17 protein-coding genes are annotated in these 16,648 nt (G+C 70.9%); 4 read left to right on the forward strand and 13 right to left on the reverse strand.

The window, feature by feature from the left end; genetic code table 11:
• Window positions 1–52: 52 nt before the first annotated feature.
• The 4 genes from ACWCV3_RS04310 to ACWCV3_RS04325 form a co-directional block, all read right to left on the reverse strand.
• Window positions 53–508: an Lrp/AsnC family transcriptional regulator gene (locus ACWCV3_RS04310; protein ID WP_018543802.1), complete on the reverse strand. Its 456-nt coding sequence runs from the start codon at window positions 506–508 to the stop codon at window positions 53–55.
• Between the two features lie 67 nt (window positions 509–575).
• Entirely contained in the window at window positions 576–1,223 is a 648-nt protein-coding gene (locus ACWCV3_RS04315) for a UbiX family flavin prenyltransferase (protein ID WP_451218247.1), read from the reverse strand.
• Window positions 1,224–1,298: 75 nt separating this feature from the next.
• Window positions 1,299–2,198, reverse strand: a complete 900-nt coding sequence (gene mqnP / locus ACWCV3_RS04320) for a menaquinone biosynthesis prenyltransferase MqnP (RefSeq protein WP_451218073.1) — start codon at window positions 2,196–2,198, stop codon at window positions 1,299–1,301.
• Between the two features lie 79 nt (window positions 2,199–2,277).
• On the reverse strand, window positions 2,278–3,735 hold the full coding sequence (locus ACWCV3_RS04325) for a menaquinone biosynthesis decarboxylase (RefSeq protein ID WP_451218076.1): 1,458 nt from the start codon (window positions 3,733–3,735) through the stop codon (window positions 2,278–2,280).
• A 76-nt stretch (window positions 3,736–3,811) separates the two neighbouring features.
• On the opposite strand from ACWCV3_RS04325, the gene ACWCV3_RS04330 reads away from it, so the two are divergent.
• The 3 genes from ACWCV3_RS04330 to ACWCV3_RS04340 all read left to right on the forward strand — a co-directional run bounded on the left by ACWCV3_RS04330 (window position 3,812) and on the right by ACWCV3_RS04340 (window position 6,122).
• Window positions 3,812–4,087 (forward strand): PLD nuclease N-terminal domain-containing protein, encoded by a 276-nt coding sequence (locus ACWCV3_RS04330; RefSeq protein WP_451218079.1) that lies wholly within the window; start codon window positions 3,812–3,814, stop codon window positions 4,085–4,087.
• Between the two features lie 42 nt (window positions 4,088–4,129).
• Window positions 4,130–4,588 (forward strand): nucleoside deaminase, encoded by a 459-nt coding sequence (locus tag ACWCV3_RS04335; protein ID WP_451218082.1) that lies wholly within the window; start codon window positions 4,130–4,132, stop codon window positions 4,586–4,588.
• Window positions 4,589–4,727: 139 nt separating this feature from the next.
• Window positions 4,728–6,122 (forward strand): condensation domain-containing protein, encoded by a 1,395-nt coding sequence (locus ACWCV3_RS04340; protein ID WP_451218085.1) that lies wholly within the window; start codon window positions 4,728–4,730, stop codon window positions 6,120–6,122.
• Here the strand turns inward: ACWCV3_RS04340 and ACWCV3_RS04345 are convergent.
• From ACWCV3_RS04345 to hemL, 8 genes are all read right to left on the reverse strand, one after another.
• Window positions 6,119–6,529 (reverse strand): SRPBCC family protein, encoded by a 411-nt coding sequence (locus ACWCV3_RS04345; protein WP_451218088.1) that lies wholly within the window; start codon window positions 6,527–6,529, stop codon window positions 6,119–6,121. The genes ACWCV3_RS04340 and ACWCV3_RS04345 overlap by 4 nt on opposite strands.
• 25 nt (window positions 6,530–6,554) lie before the next feature.
• The gene (gene ccsB, locus ACWCV3_RS04350; protein ID WP_451218091.1) at window positions 6,555–7,664 is read right to left on the reverse strand and encodes a c-type cytochrome biogenesis protein CcsB; all 1,110 of its coding nucleotides are present in this window, start codon (window positions 7,662–7,664) and stop codon (window positions 6,555–6,557) included.
• Window positions 7,661–9,352: a cytochrome c biogenesis protein ResB gene (resB, locus tag ACWCV3_RS04355; protein WP_451218094.1), complete on the reverse strand. Its 1,692-nt coding sequence runs from the start codon at window positions 9,350–9,352 to the stop codon at window positions 7,661–7,663. The genes ccsB and resB overlap by 4 nt, the downstream gene beginning before the upstream one ends.
• Window positions 9,353–9,355: 3 nt before the next feature.
• Window positions 9,356–10,129 (reverse strand): cytochrome c biogenesis CcdA family protein, encoded by a 774-nt coding sequence (locus tag ACWCV3_RS04360; protein ID WP_451218097.1) that lies wholly within the window; start codon window positions 10,127–10,129, stop codon window positions 9,356–9,358.
• A gap of 1 nt (window position 10,130) precedes the next feature.
• A complete protein-coding gene (locus tag ACWCV3_RS04365) occupies window positions 10,131–10,721 on the reverse strand; it encodes a TlpA family protein disulfide reductase (RefSeq protein WP_451218100.1) in 591 nt (196 codons plus the stop codon).
• 103 nt (window positions 10,722–10,824) lie between these two features.
• Window positions 10,825–12,117: a hypothetical protein gene (locus ACWCV3_RS04370; protein ID WP_451218103.1), complete on the reverse strand. Its 1,293-nt coding sequence runs from the start codon at window positions 12,115–12,117 to the stop codon at window positions 10,825–10,827.
• Between the two features lie 82 nt (window positions 12,118–12,199).
• Window positions 12,200–12,856: a histidine phosphatase family protein gene (locus ACWCV3_RS04375; RefSeq protein WP_451218250.1), complete on the reverse strand. Its 657-nt coding sequence runs from the start codon at window positions 12,854–12,856 to the stop codon at window positions 12,200–12,202.
• Between the two features lie 59 nt (window positions 12,857–12,915).
• Complete coding sequence (gene hemL, locus ACWCV3_RS04380; protein ID WP_451218106.1) at window positions 12,916–14,232, reverse strand: glutamate-1-semialdehyde 2,1-aminomutase; 1,317 nt, start codon at window positions 14,230–14,232, stop codon at window positions 12,916–12,918.
• A gap of 348 nt (window positions 14,233–14,580) precedes the next feature.
• Between hemL and ACWCV3_RS04385 the strand changes: the two genes are divergently transcribed.
• Window positions 14,581–15,210: a hypothetical protein gene (locus ACWCV3_RS04385; RefSeq protein ID WP_451218109.1), complete on the forward strand. Its 630-nt coding sequence runs from the start codon at window positions 14,581–14,583 to the stop codon at window positions 15,208–15,210.
• Between the two features lie 99 nt (window positions 15,211–15,309).
• Here the strand turns inward: ACWCV3_RS04385 and ACWCV3_RS04390 are convergent, their stop codons facing one another.
• Window positions 15,310–16,572, reverse strand: a complete 1,263-nt coding sequence (locus tag ACWCV3_RS04390; protein WP_451218112.1) for a hypothetical protein — start codon at window positions 16,570–16,572, stop codon at window positions 15,310–15,312.
• Between the last annotated feature and the right edge of the window lie 76 nt (window positions 16,573–16,648).

Here is a 16,648-nt window from a genome sequence, read left to right on the forward strand (position 1 = left end):
TTCCACGACAACCTGGCCAACCGTACTCCTCCGAACCCGCGTTCCCCCGCGGCTACACCTCTTCCGGCAGCTCCCCGACCCGGTTCTCCCACTTGGTGGAGAGCACGATGGTGGTGCGGGTGCGGGAGACGCCCTTGGTGCCGCTCAGCCGGCGGATCGTCTTCTCCAGCCCGTCCACGTCGGAGGAGCGGACCTTGAGCATGAAGGAGTCGTCGCCGGCGATGAACCAGCAGTCCTCGATCTCGGTGAGGTCCTTCAGCCTGCGGGCCACGTCCTCGTGGTCGGCCGCGTCGGACAGCGAGATGCCGATCAGCGCGGTGACGCCCAGGCCCAGCGAGGCCGCGTCCACCGTGGCGCGGTAACCGGTGATGACGCCGGCCGCCTCCAGCCGGTTGATGCGGTCGGTGACGCTGGGTCCCGACAGGCCGACGAGGCGCCCCAGCTCCGCGTACGAGGCCCGGCCGTTCTCCCTCAGGGCCTGGATGAGCTGTCTGTCCACCGCGTCCATGCGATCGAAGCCTTCCGGTGTGAAATTCGCCGTAGAGATATGAGGTACCGCTACTTGCCCTGCACGCCTACGCGTCCCGCGCGCCGCCCAGCTCGCCCTTCCAGCGCCGGTACAGGCCGTGCTCCACGCCCGCCGCGTCCAGCACCCGGCCGGCGACGAAGTCCACCAGGTCCTGGATGTGGGTGGCGCCCGCGTAGAAGGCCGGCGAGGCGGGGACCACGCTCGCCCCCGCGTCGTCCAGCGCGACGAGCTGGCGCAGGGTCTGCCCGTTCAGCGGGGTCTCGCGCACCGCCACCACGAGCGGCCTGCGCTCCTTCAGCGTCACGCTCGCCGCCCGCTGCAAAAGGTCCTTGGACAGGCCGAGGGCCACCCCGGCGACGCACGCGGTCGAAGCCGGCACGATCAGCATGCCCTTGACCGGGTAGGACCCCGAGGACGGTCCCGCCGCGAGGTCGCCCGCGTTCCAGTACCGCACCCGGCCGAGGTCCGGCCGGTAGGTGTCCGGCTTGCCGTCGGCGCCGCGCGCCAGCCAGTCCACGAGGTCCTCGCGCCAGTGGGCGTCCCGGAACGAGATCCCCGTCTCGTCCAGCAGCGTCAGCCGCGAGGCCCGGCTGACCACCAGGTCGACGTCCTCCCCGGCGTCCAGCAGCGCCCGCAGCACCGCTGCCGCGTACGGCGTCCCGGAAGCTCCGGAAACCCCCACGATCCAAGGCACGCGCTGCGTTTGTCCTTCGTTCACACCTTGAGAGTACCGGCGCGACGGACCGTGCTCAGGCCGGGTGGGCCCGGGTCAGACCGTCAGCCCCCGTACGAGCAGATCGAGCAGCGCACAGACGAACAGGGCGATCCCGATGAAGCCGTTGACTTGGAAGAACGCCCGGTCCAGGCGGGACAGGTCGTGGGGGCGCACGATGCGGTGCTCGTAGACGAAGGCCGAGCCCACGATGACCAGGCCCAGCCAGAAGAACGGGCCCGCGTGGGTGAGGACGGCGTACCAGGCGAACAGAGCCATCGTGATCGCGTGGCAGACCCGCGCGCCCCAGATCGCGGCCGGGATGCCGAAGCGGGCCGGGACCGACTTCACGCCGATCTCGCGGTCGGTCTCCACGTCCTGGCAGGCGTAGATCAGGTCGAAGCCGCCGATCCAGATGCCCACGGCGAGGCCGAGGATCACCGCGTCCCAGGACCAGGTGCCGGAGATCGCCAGCCAGCCGCCGACCGGGCCCATCGCCTGCGCGAGGCCGAGGATGGCCTGCGGGAAGTCGGTGAACCGCTTGCCGTACGGATAGACCACCATCGGGATCACCGCGATCGGCGCGAGCGCCAGGCACAGCGGGTTCAGCAGGGCGGCCGCGCCGAGGAACACCACCAGCGCGACCAGCGCGCCGGTCCACGCGTGCCGTACCGACATCGCGCCGGTGACCAGCTCGCGGTGGGCGGTGCGCGGGTTGCGGGCGTCGATCTCGCGGTCGATGATCCGGTTCACCGCCATGGCGAAGGTGCGCAGGCCGACCATGCAGACGGTGACCAGCAGCAGCCGCGCCCAGTGGATGTTCCTGTCCCACTGGTACATGGCGGTGAGCGAGGCGATGTAGGCGAAGGGCAGCGCGAAGACCGAGTGCTCGATCATCACCAGGCGCAGGAACGCCTTGGTGCGCCCCGGCTGCGGGACGGCGGCGGCGGTACTCACAGCCCGTACTCCGGATCGTCCCCGCGCCGTCGGGGAGACCCCGACCTCGCTCTGCTCGACGCCGTCATTCCGATGTCCTTCACAGTCCGTATTCCTTCCAGCGCCGGGTCACCCGGTCGGCCGTCTCCGGGTCCGACAGGACCATCTCCGGCCAGCCCCCGTCCCTCGTGTAGCCCTCCTCGGGCAGCTTCTTCGTCGCGTCGATGCCCGCCTTGCCGCCCCAGAACTGCTGGTAGGAGGCGTGGTCCAGATGGTCGACGGGGCCCTCGGCGACCACCAGGTCACGGGCGTAGTCGGTGTTGCCCAGCGCCCGCCAGGCGACCTCGTGCAGGTCGTGCACGTCGCAGTCGGAGTCGACGACCACGATCAGCTTGGTCAGGGACATCATGTGCGCGCCCCAGATCGCGGACATCACCTTCTGCGCGTGCTTCGGGTACTTCTTGTCGATCGAGACGATCGCGCAGTTGTGGAAGCCGCCCGCCTCGGGGAGGTGGTAGTCCACGATGTCCGGGATGATGATCTTCAGCAGCGGCAGGAAGAACCGCTCCGTGGCCCGGCCGAGCGGCCCGTCCTCGGTCGGGGGGCGGCCGACCACGATGGACTGCAGCAGCGGCCGCTTCCGCATCGTCACGCAGTCGATCCTCAGCGCGGGGAACGGTTCCTGCGGGGTGTAGAAGCCGGTGTGGTCGCCGAAGGGCCCCTCGGGCAGCATCTCGCCCGGCTCCAGCCACCCCTCGATGACGACCTCGGCGCTGGCCGGCACCTGGAGCGGGACGGTCTTGCAGTCGACCATCTCGATCCGCTTGCCCGCGATGAACCCGGCGAACAGGTACTCGTCGATGTCGCCGGGCAGGGGCGCGGTGGAGGCGTAGGTGACGGCGGGCGGGCAGCCGAAGGCGATCGCGACCGGCAGCCGCTCCCCGCGGCGCGCGGCGACCGCGTAGTGGTTCCGGCTGTCCTTGTGGATCTGCCAGTGCATGCCGATGGTGCGCTTGTCGTGCCGCTGGAGCCGGTACAGACCGAGGTTGCGGACGCCGGTGTCGGGGTCCTTGGTGTGGGTGAGCCCGAGGTTGAAGAAGGACCCGCCGTCCTGGGGCCAGGTGAACAGGGCCGGGAGCATGTCCAGGTCCACGTCGTCACCGGTGAGGACGACCTCCTGGACGGGCGCGTGGCCGCCCTTGACCTTCTTCGGCGGTACGTGCGCCATCGCGCCGAGCTTGCCGAACGCCTCACGGACGCCGACGAAGCCGTGCGGCAGCTCGGGCCGCAGCAGTCCGCCGATCTTGTCGGAGATCTCCGCGTACGACTTCAGCCCGAGTGCCTTGAGCAGGCGGCGGTCGGTGCCGAAGACGTTCATCGCCAGGGGCATCGCGGAGCCCTTGACGTTCTCGAAGAGCAGCGCCGGTCCGCCGGCCTTCTGCACACGGTCGACGATCTCGCCGACCTCCAGGTATGGGTCGACCTCGGCCTTGATGCGCTTGAGGTCTCCCTCGCGCTCCAGCGCCCGCAGCAGGGAGCGAAGATCGTCGTAAGCCATGTGTTCCAGTATCGGCCACCGGCTACGCTGGCCCGGTCACCGGGGCCGTCCACACCGTTCAGGAGATCGCGCGACCATGCTCAGGTATCTGCCGTTCCTGCTGGTCCTGGCTCTGTGGATCTACGCGTTCGTGGACTGTCTGAACACCCCCGAGGACGAGGTCCGCCACCTGCCGAAGGTGGCCTGGGTGTTCATCGTGCTGCTCTTCGGCGAGGTGCTGGTCGGCCCGCTGGCCTGGCTGATCACCGGCAAGGTCCGCCAGGCGGCCGGTCCCGCCCGGACCTGGGTGGCCCCCGACGACAACCCGGACTTCCTGCGCTCCCTGAAGAAGGACGAGCCGGGGACGGAGTGAGGTCGCGTTTCCCCCGCCCGTGAGTCGGGGGACAGTGCCCCCATGGATCTGGAACTGGCGCGGGACTGGCTGCGTGCCGCCGTCGAAGAGGCGCGGGCAGGACGGGCGGAGGGTGGCATTCCGATCGGGGCCGCGCTGTACGGCCCCGACGGCGAGCTGCTCGGACGGGGGCGCAACCGGCGGGTGCAGGACGGGGACCCGGCGACGCACGCGGAGACGGCGGCGTTCCGGGACGCGGGGCGGCGGCGGTCGTACCGGGGGACGACGATGGTGACCACGCTGTCGCCGTGCTGGTACTGCTCCGGGCTGGTGCGGCAGTTCGGCATCCCGCGGGTCGTGGTCGGCGAGGCGGGGAACTTCAGCGGCGGGCACGAGTGGCTGGCCGCGCAGGGGGTGGAGGTCGTGCTGCTGGACGACCCCGGATGCGGCGCGCTGATGCGGGAGTTCGCGGCCGAGAACCCCGAGTTGTGGAACGAGGACATCGGGTTCGCGGAGGACTGAGGGGCGCGCACGGTCACGCGTTCGGCCCGCCATCCGTTCCGCTGAAAAGCCCCGCGCGGGCATGTCCCCACCGCGTGCGACGGCATTCCCTTGACGGGGGTCCCACCCCACCGGGGTCCCCTTCTGCGATCGGAGACGCGTGCGAATCACTGACATCCAGCGCTGCGAGGTCCGGCCGGGACGGCTCGTCGAGTGGACGCTGAGTCCGGCGACCGTCGCCACGGCGCACGGCCTGCCGGAGGACTCCCGCCCGCCCGCGTACATCCAGGAGTCCCACATCCGTACGGCCCGGCACGTCCGGGAGGACGGCCTGTTCGTGCCGACCTGGCTCGGCACCTGCTTCGACCTGGCCGGACCGGTCGACCTCGATGTCCTGGAGGAGTCCCTGCGGGCCTGGACGGTCCGGCACGAGACGCTGCGCAGCGGCTTCCGCTGGGCCGGCGAGGACGGGCAGGAGCTGCGTCGCTTCACCCTGGACGCCGAGGACGTCACCCTGCGCCGGGAGGCGGGGGGCGAGTTCCGGGACGCGGCCGCGCTGACCGCGCATCTCCAGTCCCGCTTCGACACGGTCGCGGACGCGCTGCGCTGGCCCAACCTGATCTACGCGGCCGTGGTCCGGGAGGACTCGGCCACCGTCTTCCTCGCCTTCGACCACAGCAATGTGGACGCCTACTCGCTGCACGGCATCCCGGCGGAGATCGAGGAGCTGTACACGGCGGGCCTTCAGGGGCGCGGACCGGTGGTGCGGACCCCGGCCGCGAGTTACGTGGACTTCTGCGAGATCGAGCGGGCGGACGCCGACCGGCTGGACGGCGAGCACGAGACGGTGGCCCGCTGGCGGGAGTTCATCCGCCGCTGCGACGGCACGCTGCCCTCGTTCCCGGTGGAGCTGGGCGTGGAGCCGGGTGAGTCGCTGCCGCCGCAGCGGATGATCTGCGAGCCGCTGGTGGACGCGGAGGCGGCGGCCGCGTTCGAGGCGTACTGCCGGCCCTTCGGGGGCAGCCTGGTCGGGCTGCTGGCGGCGACCGCGCTGATCGTGCAGGAGCTGGGCGAGCCGTCGGTGTACCGGACGGTGGTGCCGTTCCACACGCGGGTGAAGTCGCAGTGGAGCGACTCGGTCGGCTGGTTCGTCGGCGGCGCTCCCATCGAGGTGCCGCTGGACCGCGCCCCCGACCTGACCGCCACCCTGCGCGCGGTGCGGGCCCAGCTCCAGGCCAACCGCACACTGGCCCGGATGCCGCTGGCCCGGGTGCTGAGCCTGCTCGGCGCGGACTTCCGGCCCACGTCCCCGGACCTGTACTCGATCGTGTCCTTCGTCGACACCCGGGGCATCCCCGGCGCCGCCCGGTGGGCGGAGCAGAACGCCCACGCCCTGCTCCGGGTCTCCTACGGCGACCAGGTCTGCGTCTGGGTCAACCGCGCCCACGACGGTCTCTGGCTGGCGAGCCGCCACCCCGACACGGACGTGGCGGCGAAGAACATGGGCCTGTACGTGGAGCGCCTGCGGGACCTGATGTCGGCGCCGCCGGCCTAAGGGCTGTCCGGCCGGTCGATCTTCTCGATCAGGCGTTCGAAGCGGGTGCGCCACTCCGCCTCCGAGGGGCCCTCGCCCTGGTACTCGTGGGTGAAGCGGAGGGTGCTGCCCTGTTCACCGTCGCGTTCGAGGTGGAAGCGGAGGCGGCCGCCGCCCTCGACGGTGTACTCCGCGACCCGGTCCACGTCCCAGGCGGTGATCCGCCCGGCGCCCAGGTCACGCAGCGCGACCGTGCCGTCGAGGCGGGGTTCGAGCACGTCGACCGGGGTGCACCAGGTGGACAGGCCCTCGGCGTCGGCCACCGCGGGCCAGACCTCCTCCATGGTCGTCGGCAGCCGCACCAGGAAGTGCCGGATGTGCGTGTTGCCGTGCGTCTGGCTCATGCCCTGTTCGATGGAACCGTGCATGCCACCAGTGTCTACGACCCCGCGCTCAGACGCCCGCGTACGAGTGCTTGCCGGTGACGAAGATGTTGACGCCGTAGTAGTTGAACAGCCAGCAGCCGAAGGCGATCATCGCCAGGTAGGCGGCCTTGCGGCCCTTCCAGCCGGCCGTGGCCCGGGCGTGCAGGTAGCAGGCGTAGGCGACCCAGGTGATGAAGGACCAGGTCTCCTTGGGGTCCCAGTTCCAGTACCTGCCCCAGGCGTCGCCCGCCCAGATCGCGCCCGCGATGATCGTGAACGTCCACAGCGGGAAGACGGCCGCGTTGACCCGGTAGGCGAACTTGTCGAGCGAGGCCGAGGCGGGCAGCCGCTCCAGCACCGAGCGGGCGAAGGTGCCCGGCGTGCCGCCGCTCTCCAGCTTGTTCTCGTAGGAGTCCTTGAACAGGTACAGGATCGTGGCGACCGCCCCCACGTAGAACACCGCGCCGCAGAAGATGGCGGTGGAGACGTGGATGTACAGCCAGTACGAGTGCAGCGCCGGGACGAGCTGGTCGCTGGCGGTGTAGAGCACGGTGACGGCGAGGCCGAGGTCCAGCAGGACGGTGGTGATCAGGAACAGGCCGAGCCAGCGCACGTTCTTCTTGCAGGCGAGCAGGCCCAGGTACACGCCGACCGCGACCGTGGAGAAGGTCAGGTTGAACTCGTACATGTTGCCCCAGGGGGCGCGCTGCACGGAGGCCGCGCGGGCGACCACACCGGCCAGCTCCACCAGGAAGGCGAGCACGGTGAGGGAGACCGCGATCCGGCCGTACATGTCGCCCTGGACGTCGCCGCCGTGGGCACCGGGCCCGTCCGGCACGTCCCGGGCACCGGCGGCCGAGCGTACGACGACCTGCGGGCGCTCCAGCACGGTGGTGCCGCCCGCCTGCTTCACGGTGACCGCGGGGGCGGTCCCGGCGGCCCTGGCCGGCTTGCTGTCGGCGGTGAGCGCGGCGGCCGTTCGGCCGACCTTGCTGCGGCTGCCGAACAGCCACTCGGCGATGTAGGCGAAGAAGGCCAGCGTGTACACGGCCATCGAGGAGTAGATGAGCGTGTTGCTGATGCTCGCCAGATGCTCGTTGGTCGCGGCGGCGAGGTCGGTTGCGGCGGCGAGGGTCACTGCTCAGTCCCTTCGGCAGGTACGGCGTGGGATGCGTCTTGGTCGGCGTCGGGGGCGCCCGGCGCGCGGTCGTAAAGGGTTCCGGCGAGGTCGCCCAGCTCCTCGGGCACCTTGGCGGACTCGCTGCGGCCGAGCCCGGCCATCTCGACCACCGTGACCCCGTCGGCGCCGCGCACGGCGCGCACCCAGATCCGGCGGCGCTGGATGAAGAGGGACGCGGCGAGGCCCAGGATGGCGGTGATCGCACCGCCCAGTGCCCAGGCGCCGCCCGGCTCCTGGACGATCTGGAAGCCGGCCCATTCCTTGACGTCCTTCTCGAACGTGACGGTGCCGGCACCACCGGGCAGCTTCATGGTCTGCCCGGGCTTGAGGTTGGCCCGGAGCTGCTTGCCCCGCGCGTCCTCGAAGCCCTTCATGTGCTTCTTGTCGAGCTGGTACACGCTCTGCGGCAGACCCGAGTTCACTCCGAGGTCGCCGTGGTACGGCTCCAGGTTGAGCACCGGGTTGAGCAGCGCGGGGAACTGCGAGAGGACGTTGGCGCCACCGCCGTAGGTCGGCAGGAAGAAGGCCCGGATGCCGAGCTGGTCGTAGCGGCCCTCGGCGTCGTGGTAGCCGTCCATGACCTTGATGACGCCCTGCGAGGTGACGTTGCCGTCCAGCGGGAGCAGCGGCACGGCGTCCCGGTAGACCACCTCGCCCTTGCCGTCGCGGACGGTGATGACGGGCGCGTAGCCGTGACTCACCAGGTAGACCTTGGAGTCGTCGATCTTCAGCGGCTGGTTGACCTGGACCGTCTTGGAGCGGGTCCTGCCGTCCGCGCCCACGCTGTAGTCGATCTTCGCCTCGAAGGTGCGCGGGGTGCCGCGGCTGGGGCCGGACAGCTCGTAGGTGCCCTTGAAGTCCTTGAGGTCGAAGCTGAACGGCACCAGGTCGTCGTTGCGGAACAGGCTGCCGGACTTGAAGTCGTCGTACATCGGCAGCGCGTTGGAGAAGCCGTCGCCCTCGACCACCAGCTTGGTGCCGTCGGACTTGAACAACTGGCCCGAGGCGAAGGCGATCAGCAGCACGATCAGCGCGATGTGGAAGGCCAGGTTGCCCAGCTCGCGCAGGTAGCCCTTCTCGGCGGCGACCGCGTCACCGGCGGTGTGGGCGCGGAAGCGGCGCTTCTTCAGCAGGGCGAGCGCGTCCGCGCGTACCTGCCCGGGGTCGGCGGTGGTGCGCCAGGTGGTGTACGCGGGCAGCCGGTCCAGGCGCCGGGGGGCGGCCGGCGGGCGTCCGCGGAGCTGGCCGATGAACTGCCAGGTGCGCGGGACGATGCAGCCGATGAGGGAGACGAACAGCAGGATGTAGATCGCGGAGAACCACACCGAGCTGTACACGTGGAACAGCCCGAGCCTGTCGTAGACGGGCGCCAGCGTGGTGTGCGCCGCCCGGAACGCCTCGACCTTGCTCGCGTCGGCACCGGTCTGCGGGATCAGCGAGCCGGGGATCGCGCCGAGGGAGAGCAGCAGGAGCAGCAGCAGCGCGACCCGCATGGAGGTGAGCTGCCGCCAGAACCAGCGGGCCCAGCCCACGACGCCGAGGCCCGGCAGGGTGCCGGTGTCCTCCTGGGGCGCGGTGGAGAGCTGCTGTCCGGCCGCGCCGAGACCCTCCTGGTCCTGGCTTCGCTCGGTTTCGGTGTCGCTCATCGTTCAGATCCCCACAGAGAAGCCGTCGGACCAGGTCTGCATCTCCTGCACCAGGCTGTCCCAGGCACCGGTCAGCAGCAGCACGCCGGTCACGATCATCATCGTGCCGCCGGCGCGCATCACCCAGACATAGTGGCGTTTGACCCAGCCGAAGGCGCCGAGCGCCTTGCGGAAGGCGATCGCGGTGAGCACGAAGGGCACGCCGAGCCCGAGGCAGTACGCGACGGTCAGTATCGCGCCCCGGCCCGCGCTCGCCTGCTGGGAGGAGAGGGCGACCACGGAGGCGAGGGTCGGGCCGATGCAGGGCGTCCAGCCGATCCCGAAGAGCGCGCCGAGCACCGGCGCGCCGATCAGGCCGGTCGCGGGGCGCTTGTGGAAGCGGAACTCGCGCTGGGTCAGCCAGGGCATCAGGCCCATGAAGAAGATGCCGAGCAGGATCATCAGGACGCCGAGGACGTGCGTGAGCACGCCCTTGTAGCCCTGGAGCGTCTGCCCGAAGTACCCGAACAGGGCGCCGCCGGAGACGAACACCACGGTGAAGCCGAGGACGAAGAGGCTGGCGCCGGCGGTCATCCGGCCGCGCCGGGCGTCGGCGAGGTCGGTGCCCGTGACGCCGGTCACGTAGGAGAGGTAGCCGGGAACCAGCGGGAGCACGCAGGGCGAGAAGAAGGAGACCAGCCCGCCCAGCACCGCGACGGGCAGGGCGAGCAGCAGGGCGCCGTTGAGCACGGTCTCGTTCCGGCTCGTCACGGCGGCGAGCGTCAGCAGAGCGCTCACGTCACTTCTCCGCGAGGACCGGCTTGAGCATCTTCAGCAGGGCCGTGTCGTCGAGCGCCTCCAGCGCCCGCGCGGCGGCCTTCCCGTCCCGGTCCAGGATCAGCGTGGAGGGGATGAGCTGCGGATTGAGCGTGCCCTTGGGGAACCGGAGCATCAGCTTGCCGGTCGGGTCGTACAGGCTCGGGTACGAGATCCCGTTGGCCTTCTCGAAGGCGAGGGCCGGGGTGGTGCTGGTGTCGCGGGTGTTGATCCCGACGAACTGCACCCCCTTGCCGGCGTAAGCCTTGGAGACCTTGGAGAAGTACTTGGCCTCCTCCCGGCAGGGCCCGCACCAGGAGCCCCAGACGTTGAGGACGACGACCTTGCCCTTGTAGTCGGCGACGTCGAGGGTCTTGCCGTCGATCGTCCTGCCCGACAGCTCCGGCGCCTTGGCGCGCTCACTCCGGGACGCGGTGTCTATGCCGTTGTGGCCGGTGACGAAGTTGGTGTCGCCGCCACCGCCGGAGGTCCCGCCGCTGCCGCACGCGGACAGGGTCAGGGCCGCGGCGGCGGCCACGGCACCGAGCAGGGCGGCGCGGCTACGGGTACTCATGTGAAAAGTTTCGCATGGCGGTTCCGACGGTTTCGCCCACCCCCCTGTCGAGCCGAAATGTCCATTTCAGGGGGCATTTACACCGGACATAACAGACATGTCATCAAGCGGTGTCGGGGCTGGCGCTCTTGTCGCCCGTACCGCCGGTGCCGCTCGGTCCATCGGCCAGGAACGTCTTCCAGCCCCCAGCCGGCTTCTGCCCGACCTCCAGGGTGCGAAGCTTCTCCAGCACCTCCGGCCGCTGCACGTCCAGCCAGTCGGTGAACTGCCGGAAGGAGACCAGCCGCACGTCGGCGCCCTTCTCCCGCTCGCGCGCGACGTGCTTGAACGCCTCCTCGACGGAGTCCATGTAGATCCCGCCGTTCCACTCCTCGAAGTGGTTGCCGATGAAGAACGGCGCCCGGTTGGTCTCGTAGGCGCGCTGGAAGCCGCTGATGTACGCCTGCGCCGACTGCTTGCGCCAGCCCGGGTAGTTGTAGGACGGGGCCTTGGTCGAGTTGACCGACTGGTTGGCCAGCATGTTGTAGTCCATGGACAGCACCTCGAAGGAGCGTCCGGGGAACGGCACCTGCTGGAGCGGGAGGTCCCAGACGCCCTGGCGCTTGACCGGCCACATCTGGCGGCCGCCGGGCGAGGAGGCGTCGTAGCGCCAGCCCAGCTCGCGGGCGGTGGGCAGCAGGTTGTCCTGGCCGAGCAGGCAGGGGGTGCGCCCGCCGACCAGTTCCTTGTCGTAGTCGAAGGGCAGCGCCGGCAGGTCGGTCCAGCCGGTGTTGGTGCGCCACTCCTTGACGAACTTCCTGGCCTGGTCGATCTCGCTGCGCCACTGGGCGGGCGTCCAGTGGCCCACCGTGCCGGAGCCGCCGCAGAAGTGCCCGTTGAAGTGGGTGCCGATCTCGTGGCCCTCGAGCCAGGCCCGGCGCACGTTGGTCAGCGTGGCCTTGACGTGCTCGTCGGTGAGGTAGCCGATGTCGGAGGCGCCGCGCGGGTTGTTCGGCGGGTCGTAGAGGCGCTTCTTCGACTCGGGCAGCAGGTACAGCCCGGAGAGGAAGAAGGTCATGCTCGCGCCGTGCTCCTTGGCCAGGTCCAGGAAGCGCGGGAAGAGGCCGTTGCCGACCTCGCCGGCGCCGTCCCAGGAGAAGACCACGAACTGGGGCGGGGTCTGACCGGGCTCCAGCGGCTGGGGACGGGCGGGCTGGTGGGGCTGCCTGCCGGTGAAGGCGGTGGAGCCGTCTCCGATGGGGCGGACCTTGGCCGGGGTGCGGCCCGGCGAGGGCCTGCCCGAACCGCTCGGGTGCCTGCCTCCGTCCACGGAGGCGGAGGTACCGCAGCCGGCGAGTCCGGCCGCCGCCGCCCCCGCGCCGAGGCCGAGTATCCCCCGCCGGGTCATGGTCTGCATGGAGCTCCCCGATTCGTCACGCTCACTGGTTTTCACCCAGTCAGATGATGTGACGAACGGGGAGGTTCCTCGATCGGCGGGTTCAGGCGCCGAAGGCCTTGCCCTGCACCTCGGAGCCCTTCCGCGGCTTGGCCCCCGCACGCAGATGCGCCGGGACCAGGTCGATCGCGGGCTCGCTGTAGCCGACGGAGACGATCTTGTCACCGAGGTAGGTGAAGGACGTCAGCGAGGCCAGCGTGCACTGCCGCTTGCGCGGGTCGTGCCAGAGCCGGCGCCGCTCGACGTAGGAGCGCACGATCCAGATCGGGAGCTGATGACTCACCAGCACCGCCTCGTGCCCGCGCGCCGCGTCCTTGGCCGCGTTCAGCGCGCCCATCATCCGCACCACCTGGTCGACGTACGGCTCGCCCCAGGACGGCCTGAACGGGTTGACCAGGTGCTTCCAGTTGTCCGGGTTGCGCAGGGCGCCGTCCCCGACCCCGAAGGTCTTGCCCTGGAAGACGTTGTCGGCCTCGATGAGCCGGGCGTCGGTGGCGAGGTCGAGACCGTGCGCCTTGGCGATCGGGGCGGCCGTCTCCTGCGCCCGCTCCAGCGGGGAGGCGACGACACGGGTGATGTCGCGCGGGGCCAGGTGCTCGGCCACCCGCTCGGCCATTTGCCGGCCCAGCTCGGAGAGGTGGTAGCCGGGCAGCCGCCCGTACAGCAGGCCGCCGGGGTTGTGCACCTCGCCGTGGCGCATCAGGTGGACGACGGTGACGTCCTTCTCACCGGCCGGGGTCTCGGGATGCTCGGGGCTGGTCACGCGGTCGCCTCCGCGGCGGCTCGGGCCGCCGCCGGGAGGGCGTCGGCGATCTTCTGGATGGCCCGCTCGTCATGGGCCGTGGACACGAACCAGGACTCGAAGGACGACGGCGGCAGGTACACGCCGTTCGCCAGCAGCGAGTGGAAGAACGCGGTGAAGCGGAACGACTCCTGCCGCTTGGCGTCCTCGTAGGTGCGCACCCGCCGGTCGGTGAAGAACACCGAGAACATGTTGGAGGCGTGCTGCAGCCGGTGCGCCACGCCCTCCTTGGTGAGCGCCTCGGTGACCAGCGACTGGATCTGCGCGGACACCGCGTCGACCTTGTCGTACGCCGCCTCGTCCAGCAGCCGGAGCTGGGCGAGGCCGGCGGCGGTGGCGACCGGGTTACCGGAGAGGGTTCCCGCCTGGTACACCGGGCCGGCCGGGGCGAGGTGCGCCATGACGTCGGCGCGCCCGCCGAACGCGGCCGCGGGGAAGCCGCCGCCCATCACCTTGCCGAAGGTCATCAGGTCGGGCTTCACCCCGTCGACGCCGTACCAGCCGGCGCGGGAGGTGCGGAAGCCCGTCATCACCTCGTCGGAGATGTACAGCGCGCCGTTCTTGGCGCAGGCGTCCTTCAGGCCCTGGTTGAAGCCGGGGTCCGGCGGGACGACGCCCATGTTGCCCGGCGACGCCTCGGTGATCACGCAGGCGATCTCGCCGGGATGCCGGTGGAACGCCTCCTGCACGGCCTCGAGGTCGTTGTACGGCAGCACGATGGTGTCGCCCGCCTGCGCCCCGGTGACACCGGGGGTGTCCGGCAGCGCGAAGGTGGCGAGGCCCGAGCCGGCGGAGGCCAGCAGGGAGTCGACGTGACCGTGGTAGCAGCCGGCGAACTTGATCACCTTGGACCGCCGGGTGAAGCCGCGGGCCAGCCGGATCGCCGACATGGTGGCCTCGGTGCCGCTGCTGACGAGGCGGACCTGCTCGACCGGCTCGACGCGGGCGACGATCTCCTCGGCGAGCGCGACCTCGCCCTCGCCGGGCGTGCCGAAGGACGTGCCGCGCGCGACCGCTTCCTGGACGGCGGCGATGACCTCGGGGTGCGAGTGGCCCAGGATCATCGGACCCCAGGAGCACACCAGGTCGACGTACTCCCGCCCGTCGGCGTCGGTCAGGTACGGCCCGCTGCCGGAGACCATGAACCGGGGCGTGCCGCCGACCGCGCGGAAGGCACGCACCGGCGAGTTCACGCCACCCGGCGTGACCTCGGAGGCGCGGTCGAAGAGCGCCTGCGAGGCGGGCGCTTCGTAGGGGTAGGGCGTTTCGCTCATGACGTGCGGCTTCTCCGACTTCTCGGACTCCGGTGGGGTGGTGACCCCCTCAGGGTAGGCGGAGCGGTCCGGCGGCGGCGTCGTGCCCCGTCGGGGCGGGGTCCGGGGCTCCTCCCGTCGCTCTCGCGGGCCGATCCGGCCGACCTTCCTGGCCGGTCTTTCACGATCTGCGAGACTGACACCTGATACACACGCCTCCGCGGCACGTAGTGATCCGAGACCGGGAAGATCCTGCGGACTTCGGTTTGACCGCACGTTTCGGCGGGCGGCCGTGGGGGAGGTCACTGACACGATGATCGGGTTGCGCGGCGGGGGCCACGCGTCCTAGAAAAGCACTCGGGTGGAGATATGCATCGCGGTGGCGGACTGGGCGAGGGGACTGACGACCTGGGTCCTCGGCGAGCCCGGCGGGGAAGGCACCGACGCGAGGCGGAGGAAGCGACCGAAACACGTCAGGCCGACACGCATCAGGCACAGGGTCCACCGAGTGGGCCCGAGCGGACCGCCGGCCTCGGGGCGGGGAACAGAAATGGTGGTCGGGTGGGGGTGACGTACAAATACTTCGGTGCGCCGGACGGCGCGACCGCCGCCCGCGTCCCCATCTCGATGCGTCCCGAGGAACTCGGCGGCGACGAACTGGGCATGAATGGCATGTTCACCAAGATCAAGCCCGAGACGATGGCCGCGATGGTGCTGACCGGCATCGAGGGCGTCCCCCTGCACAAGGTCCCGCCCCTCGAACTCGTCGTCCTCCACCCGGACTACGCCGTCGTCAAGCTCCCCATGACCGTCGTCGACCCCCTTCGCGACATCGGCGAGGAAGCGGTCGGCGCGGCCGCCTTCATCTGGTCCACGGTCCCGGACCGCGGCGGCCCCCGTGACGCCTTCAACGTCTACCGGCTTCTGCACGAGTGGCAGGACTTCAGCCACCGGTTGCACGAGGCGGGGCACCAGCCCTACTGCCTGGTGTGGCCCTGAGCCCAGGCCGGACGGCCCGCGGCACGGCATCGCCTGTCCCCCCGCCGGTGCCGGGAGCCACTCCCGGTACGGACGGCGGACGCACCGCCGCCTGACGGCTCACGCCGTCCGCTCCTCCCCCACGAAGTCCATCACAGCCAGCACGAACAGCAGGACCAGGGCGATGCCCACCACCACCCAGCCGGTGGGGTGCGGCCACAGCACGAACGCGACCACCGCCCCCGCCACCAGCAGCCAGCCGATCCAGACGCGGTAGCGGTGGACGAAGGGGCCCACCGGGCCGGTGCGGAAGCCGAGGCGGTCGGTCTGCGCACGGGCGGCGCCGATGCCCGCGTGCCAGATCTGGCGGACGGTGCGGGCGTGGCGGCCGGGGCCGCTGAGCCAGGCCGACAGGGCGAGGATCACACCCAGCGCGATCACCGCCCGTACCGCCGTGCGCAGGAAGCGGGTCATGGTGTCGTAGACCGCCCCGGCGGCGGGCTGGGACACCGAGGCGGGCAGCGCGTCCAGGTAGAAGGCGCGGAAGACCGTCAGCCCCACGCCCAGCAGGAGGGCGGTGACGGCGAAGCCGAGGGCCGCCGCGACCAGCGCCCGGCGGCGGCGCACCGCGAGCAGCACCCCGCCGGCGAGCAGCAGCGCGGCGACGACGGGCAGCCACACCCCGGCCAGTTGCAGCAGCCGGAAGTACGTCTGGAGGTCGGCGACCTTCTCCGTCCGCAGGACCGTGAAGTCGGTGTGCACGTCCGGGATGTTCGCCGCGGCCTTCAGACCCGCGTCAACCAGGTGGGTCTTGACCTCCTGGATGACCGGCGCCAGATCGACGGTCACCGCGTCGCCCTTGATCTGCACCGCTCCACCGCCGCTGCCGGTCAGCGCCTTGTCGACGGTGGTGTGCAGCCGGCGGTTGGCGTCGGTCCAGAAGCGGGCGAAGGTGTCGGACGCGACGACCTCGCGCGCCTTGTCCTGGACGAACCCGGAGATCGCGTCGTCGAGCGTGCCCCCGAGCGCGCCGAGGGCCTTCTCCAGCCCGGGCCGGTCGGCCGGGGCCGCCTCCTTCAGCAGATCGCTCAGGTCCAGGTACCGCATCAGCTCGTCGGTGATCCGGGCGGCGGCGGCGTCCTGCACGGCGGGATCCTGCGCGAGGGGCGCGACCGTGGCGACGTACTGGTCGGTGTCGTCCACCAGGTCGGCCGTCCAGGTGGCCACCAGGGCCAGCGGCGCGAGCAGGCAGCCGAGGACGATCAGTACGGCCGCGCACGCCGAGCGCGCCCGGTGCCGGACCGGGGCAGGGCGGGATTCCAGCGCGTCCACGCGCTGACGCAGCCGGGCCATCTCGTCGTCGCCCGACTCCCGATCCGCCATGCCGGTCCACCTCCGTCCACGCCCAGCACTGCCCGCCGTGTCAGCAGCACATCGCGAACCGCGTGCGGGCGCGAGC

It is taken from the genome of Streptomyces sp. NPDC001781 (genome assembly GCF_053596035.1).

Coding starts and splice junctions, on each gene's coding strand:
- ACWCV3_RS04310 (WP_018543802.1), bottom strand. CDS start 508: ATGGACGCGGTGGACAGACAGCTCATCCAGGCCCTGAGGGAGAACGGC.
- ACWCV3_RS04325 (WP_451218076.1), bottom strand. CDS start 3,735: ATGGCTTACGACGATCTTCGCTCCCTGCTGCGGGCGCTGGAGCGCGAG.
- ACWCV3_RS04330 (WP_451218079.1), top strand. CDS start 3,812: ATGCTCAGGTATCTGCCGTTCCTGCTGGTCCTGGCTCTGTGGATCTAC.
- ACWCV3_RS04335 (WP_451218082.1), top strand. CDS start 4,130: ATGGATCTGGAACTGGCGCGGGACTGGCTGCGTGCCGCCGTCGAAGAG.
- ACWCV3_RS04345 (WP_451218088.1), bottom strand. CDS start 6,529: ATGCACGGTTCCATCGAACAGGGCATGAGCCAGACGCACGGCAACACG.
- resB (WP_451218094.1), bottom strand. CDS start 9,352: ATGAGCGACACCGAAACCGAGCGAAGCCAGGACCAGGAGGGTCTCGGC.
- ACWCV3_RS04365 (WP_451218100.1), bottom strand. CDS start 10,721: ATGAGTACCCGTAGCCGCGCCGCCCTGCTCGGTGCCGTGGCCGCCGCC.
- ACWCV3_RS04370 (WP_451218103.1), bottom strand. CDS start 12,117: ATGCAGACCATGACCCGGCGGGGGATACTCGGCCTCGGCGCGGGGGCG.
- ACWCV3_RS04375 (WP_451218250.1), bottom strand. CDS start 12,856: ATGCGCCACGGCGAGGTGCACAACCCCGGCGGCCTGCTGTACGGGCGG.
- hemL (WP_451218106.1), bottom strand. CDS start 14,232: ATGAGCGAAACGCCCTACCCCTACGAAGCGCCCGCCTCGCAGGCGCTC.
- ACWCV3_RS04385 (WP_451218109.1), top strand. CDS start 14,581: ATGCATCGCGGTGGCGGACTGGGCGAGGGGACTGACGACCTGGGTCCT.
- ACWCV3_RS04390 (WP_451218112.1), bottom strand. CDS start 16,572: ATGGCGGATCGGGAGTCGGGCGACGACGAGATGGCCCGGCTGCGTCAG.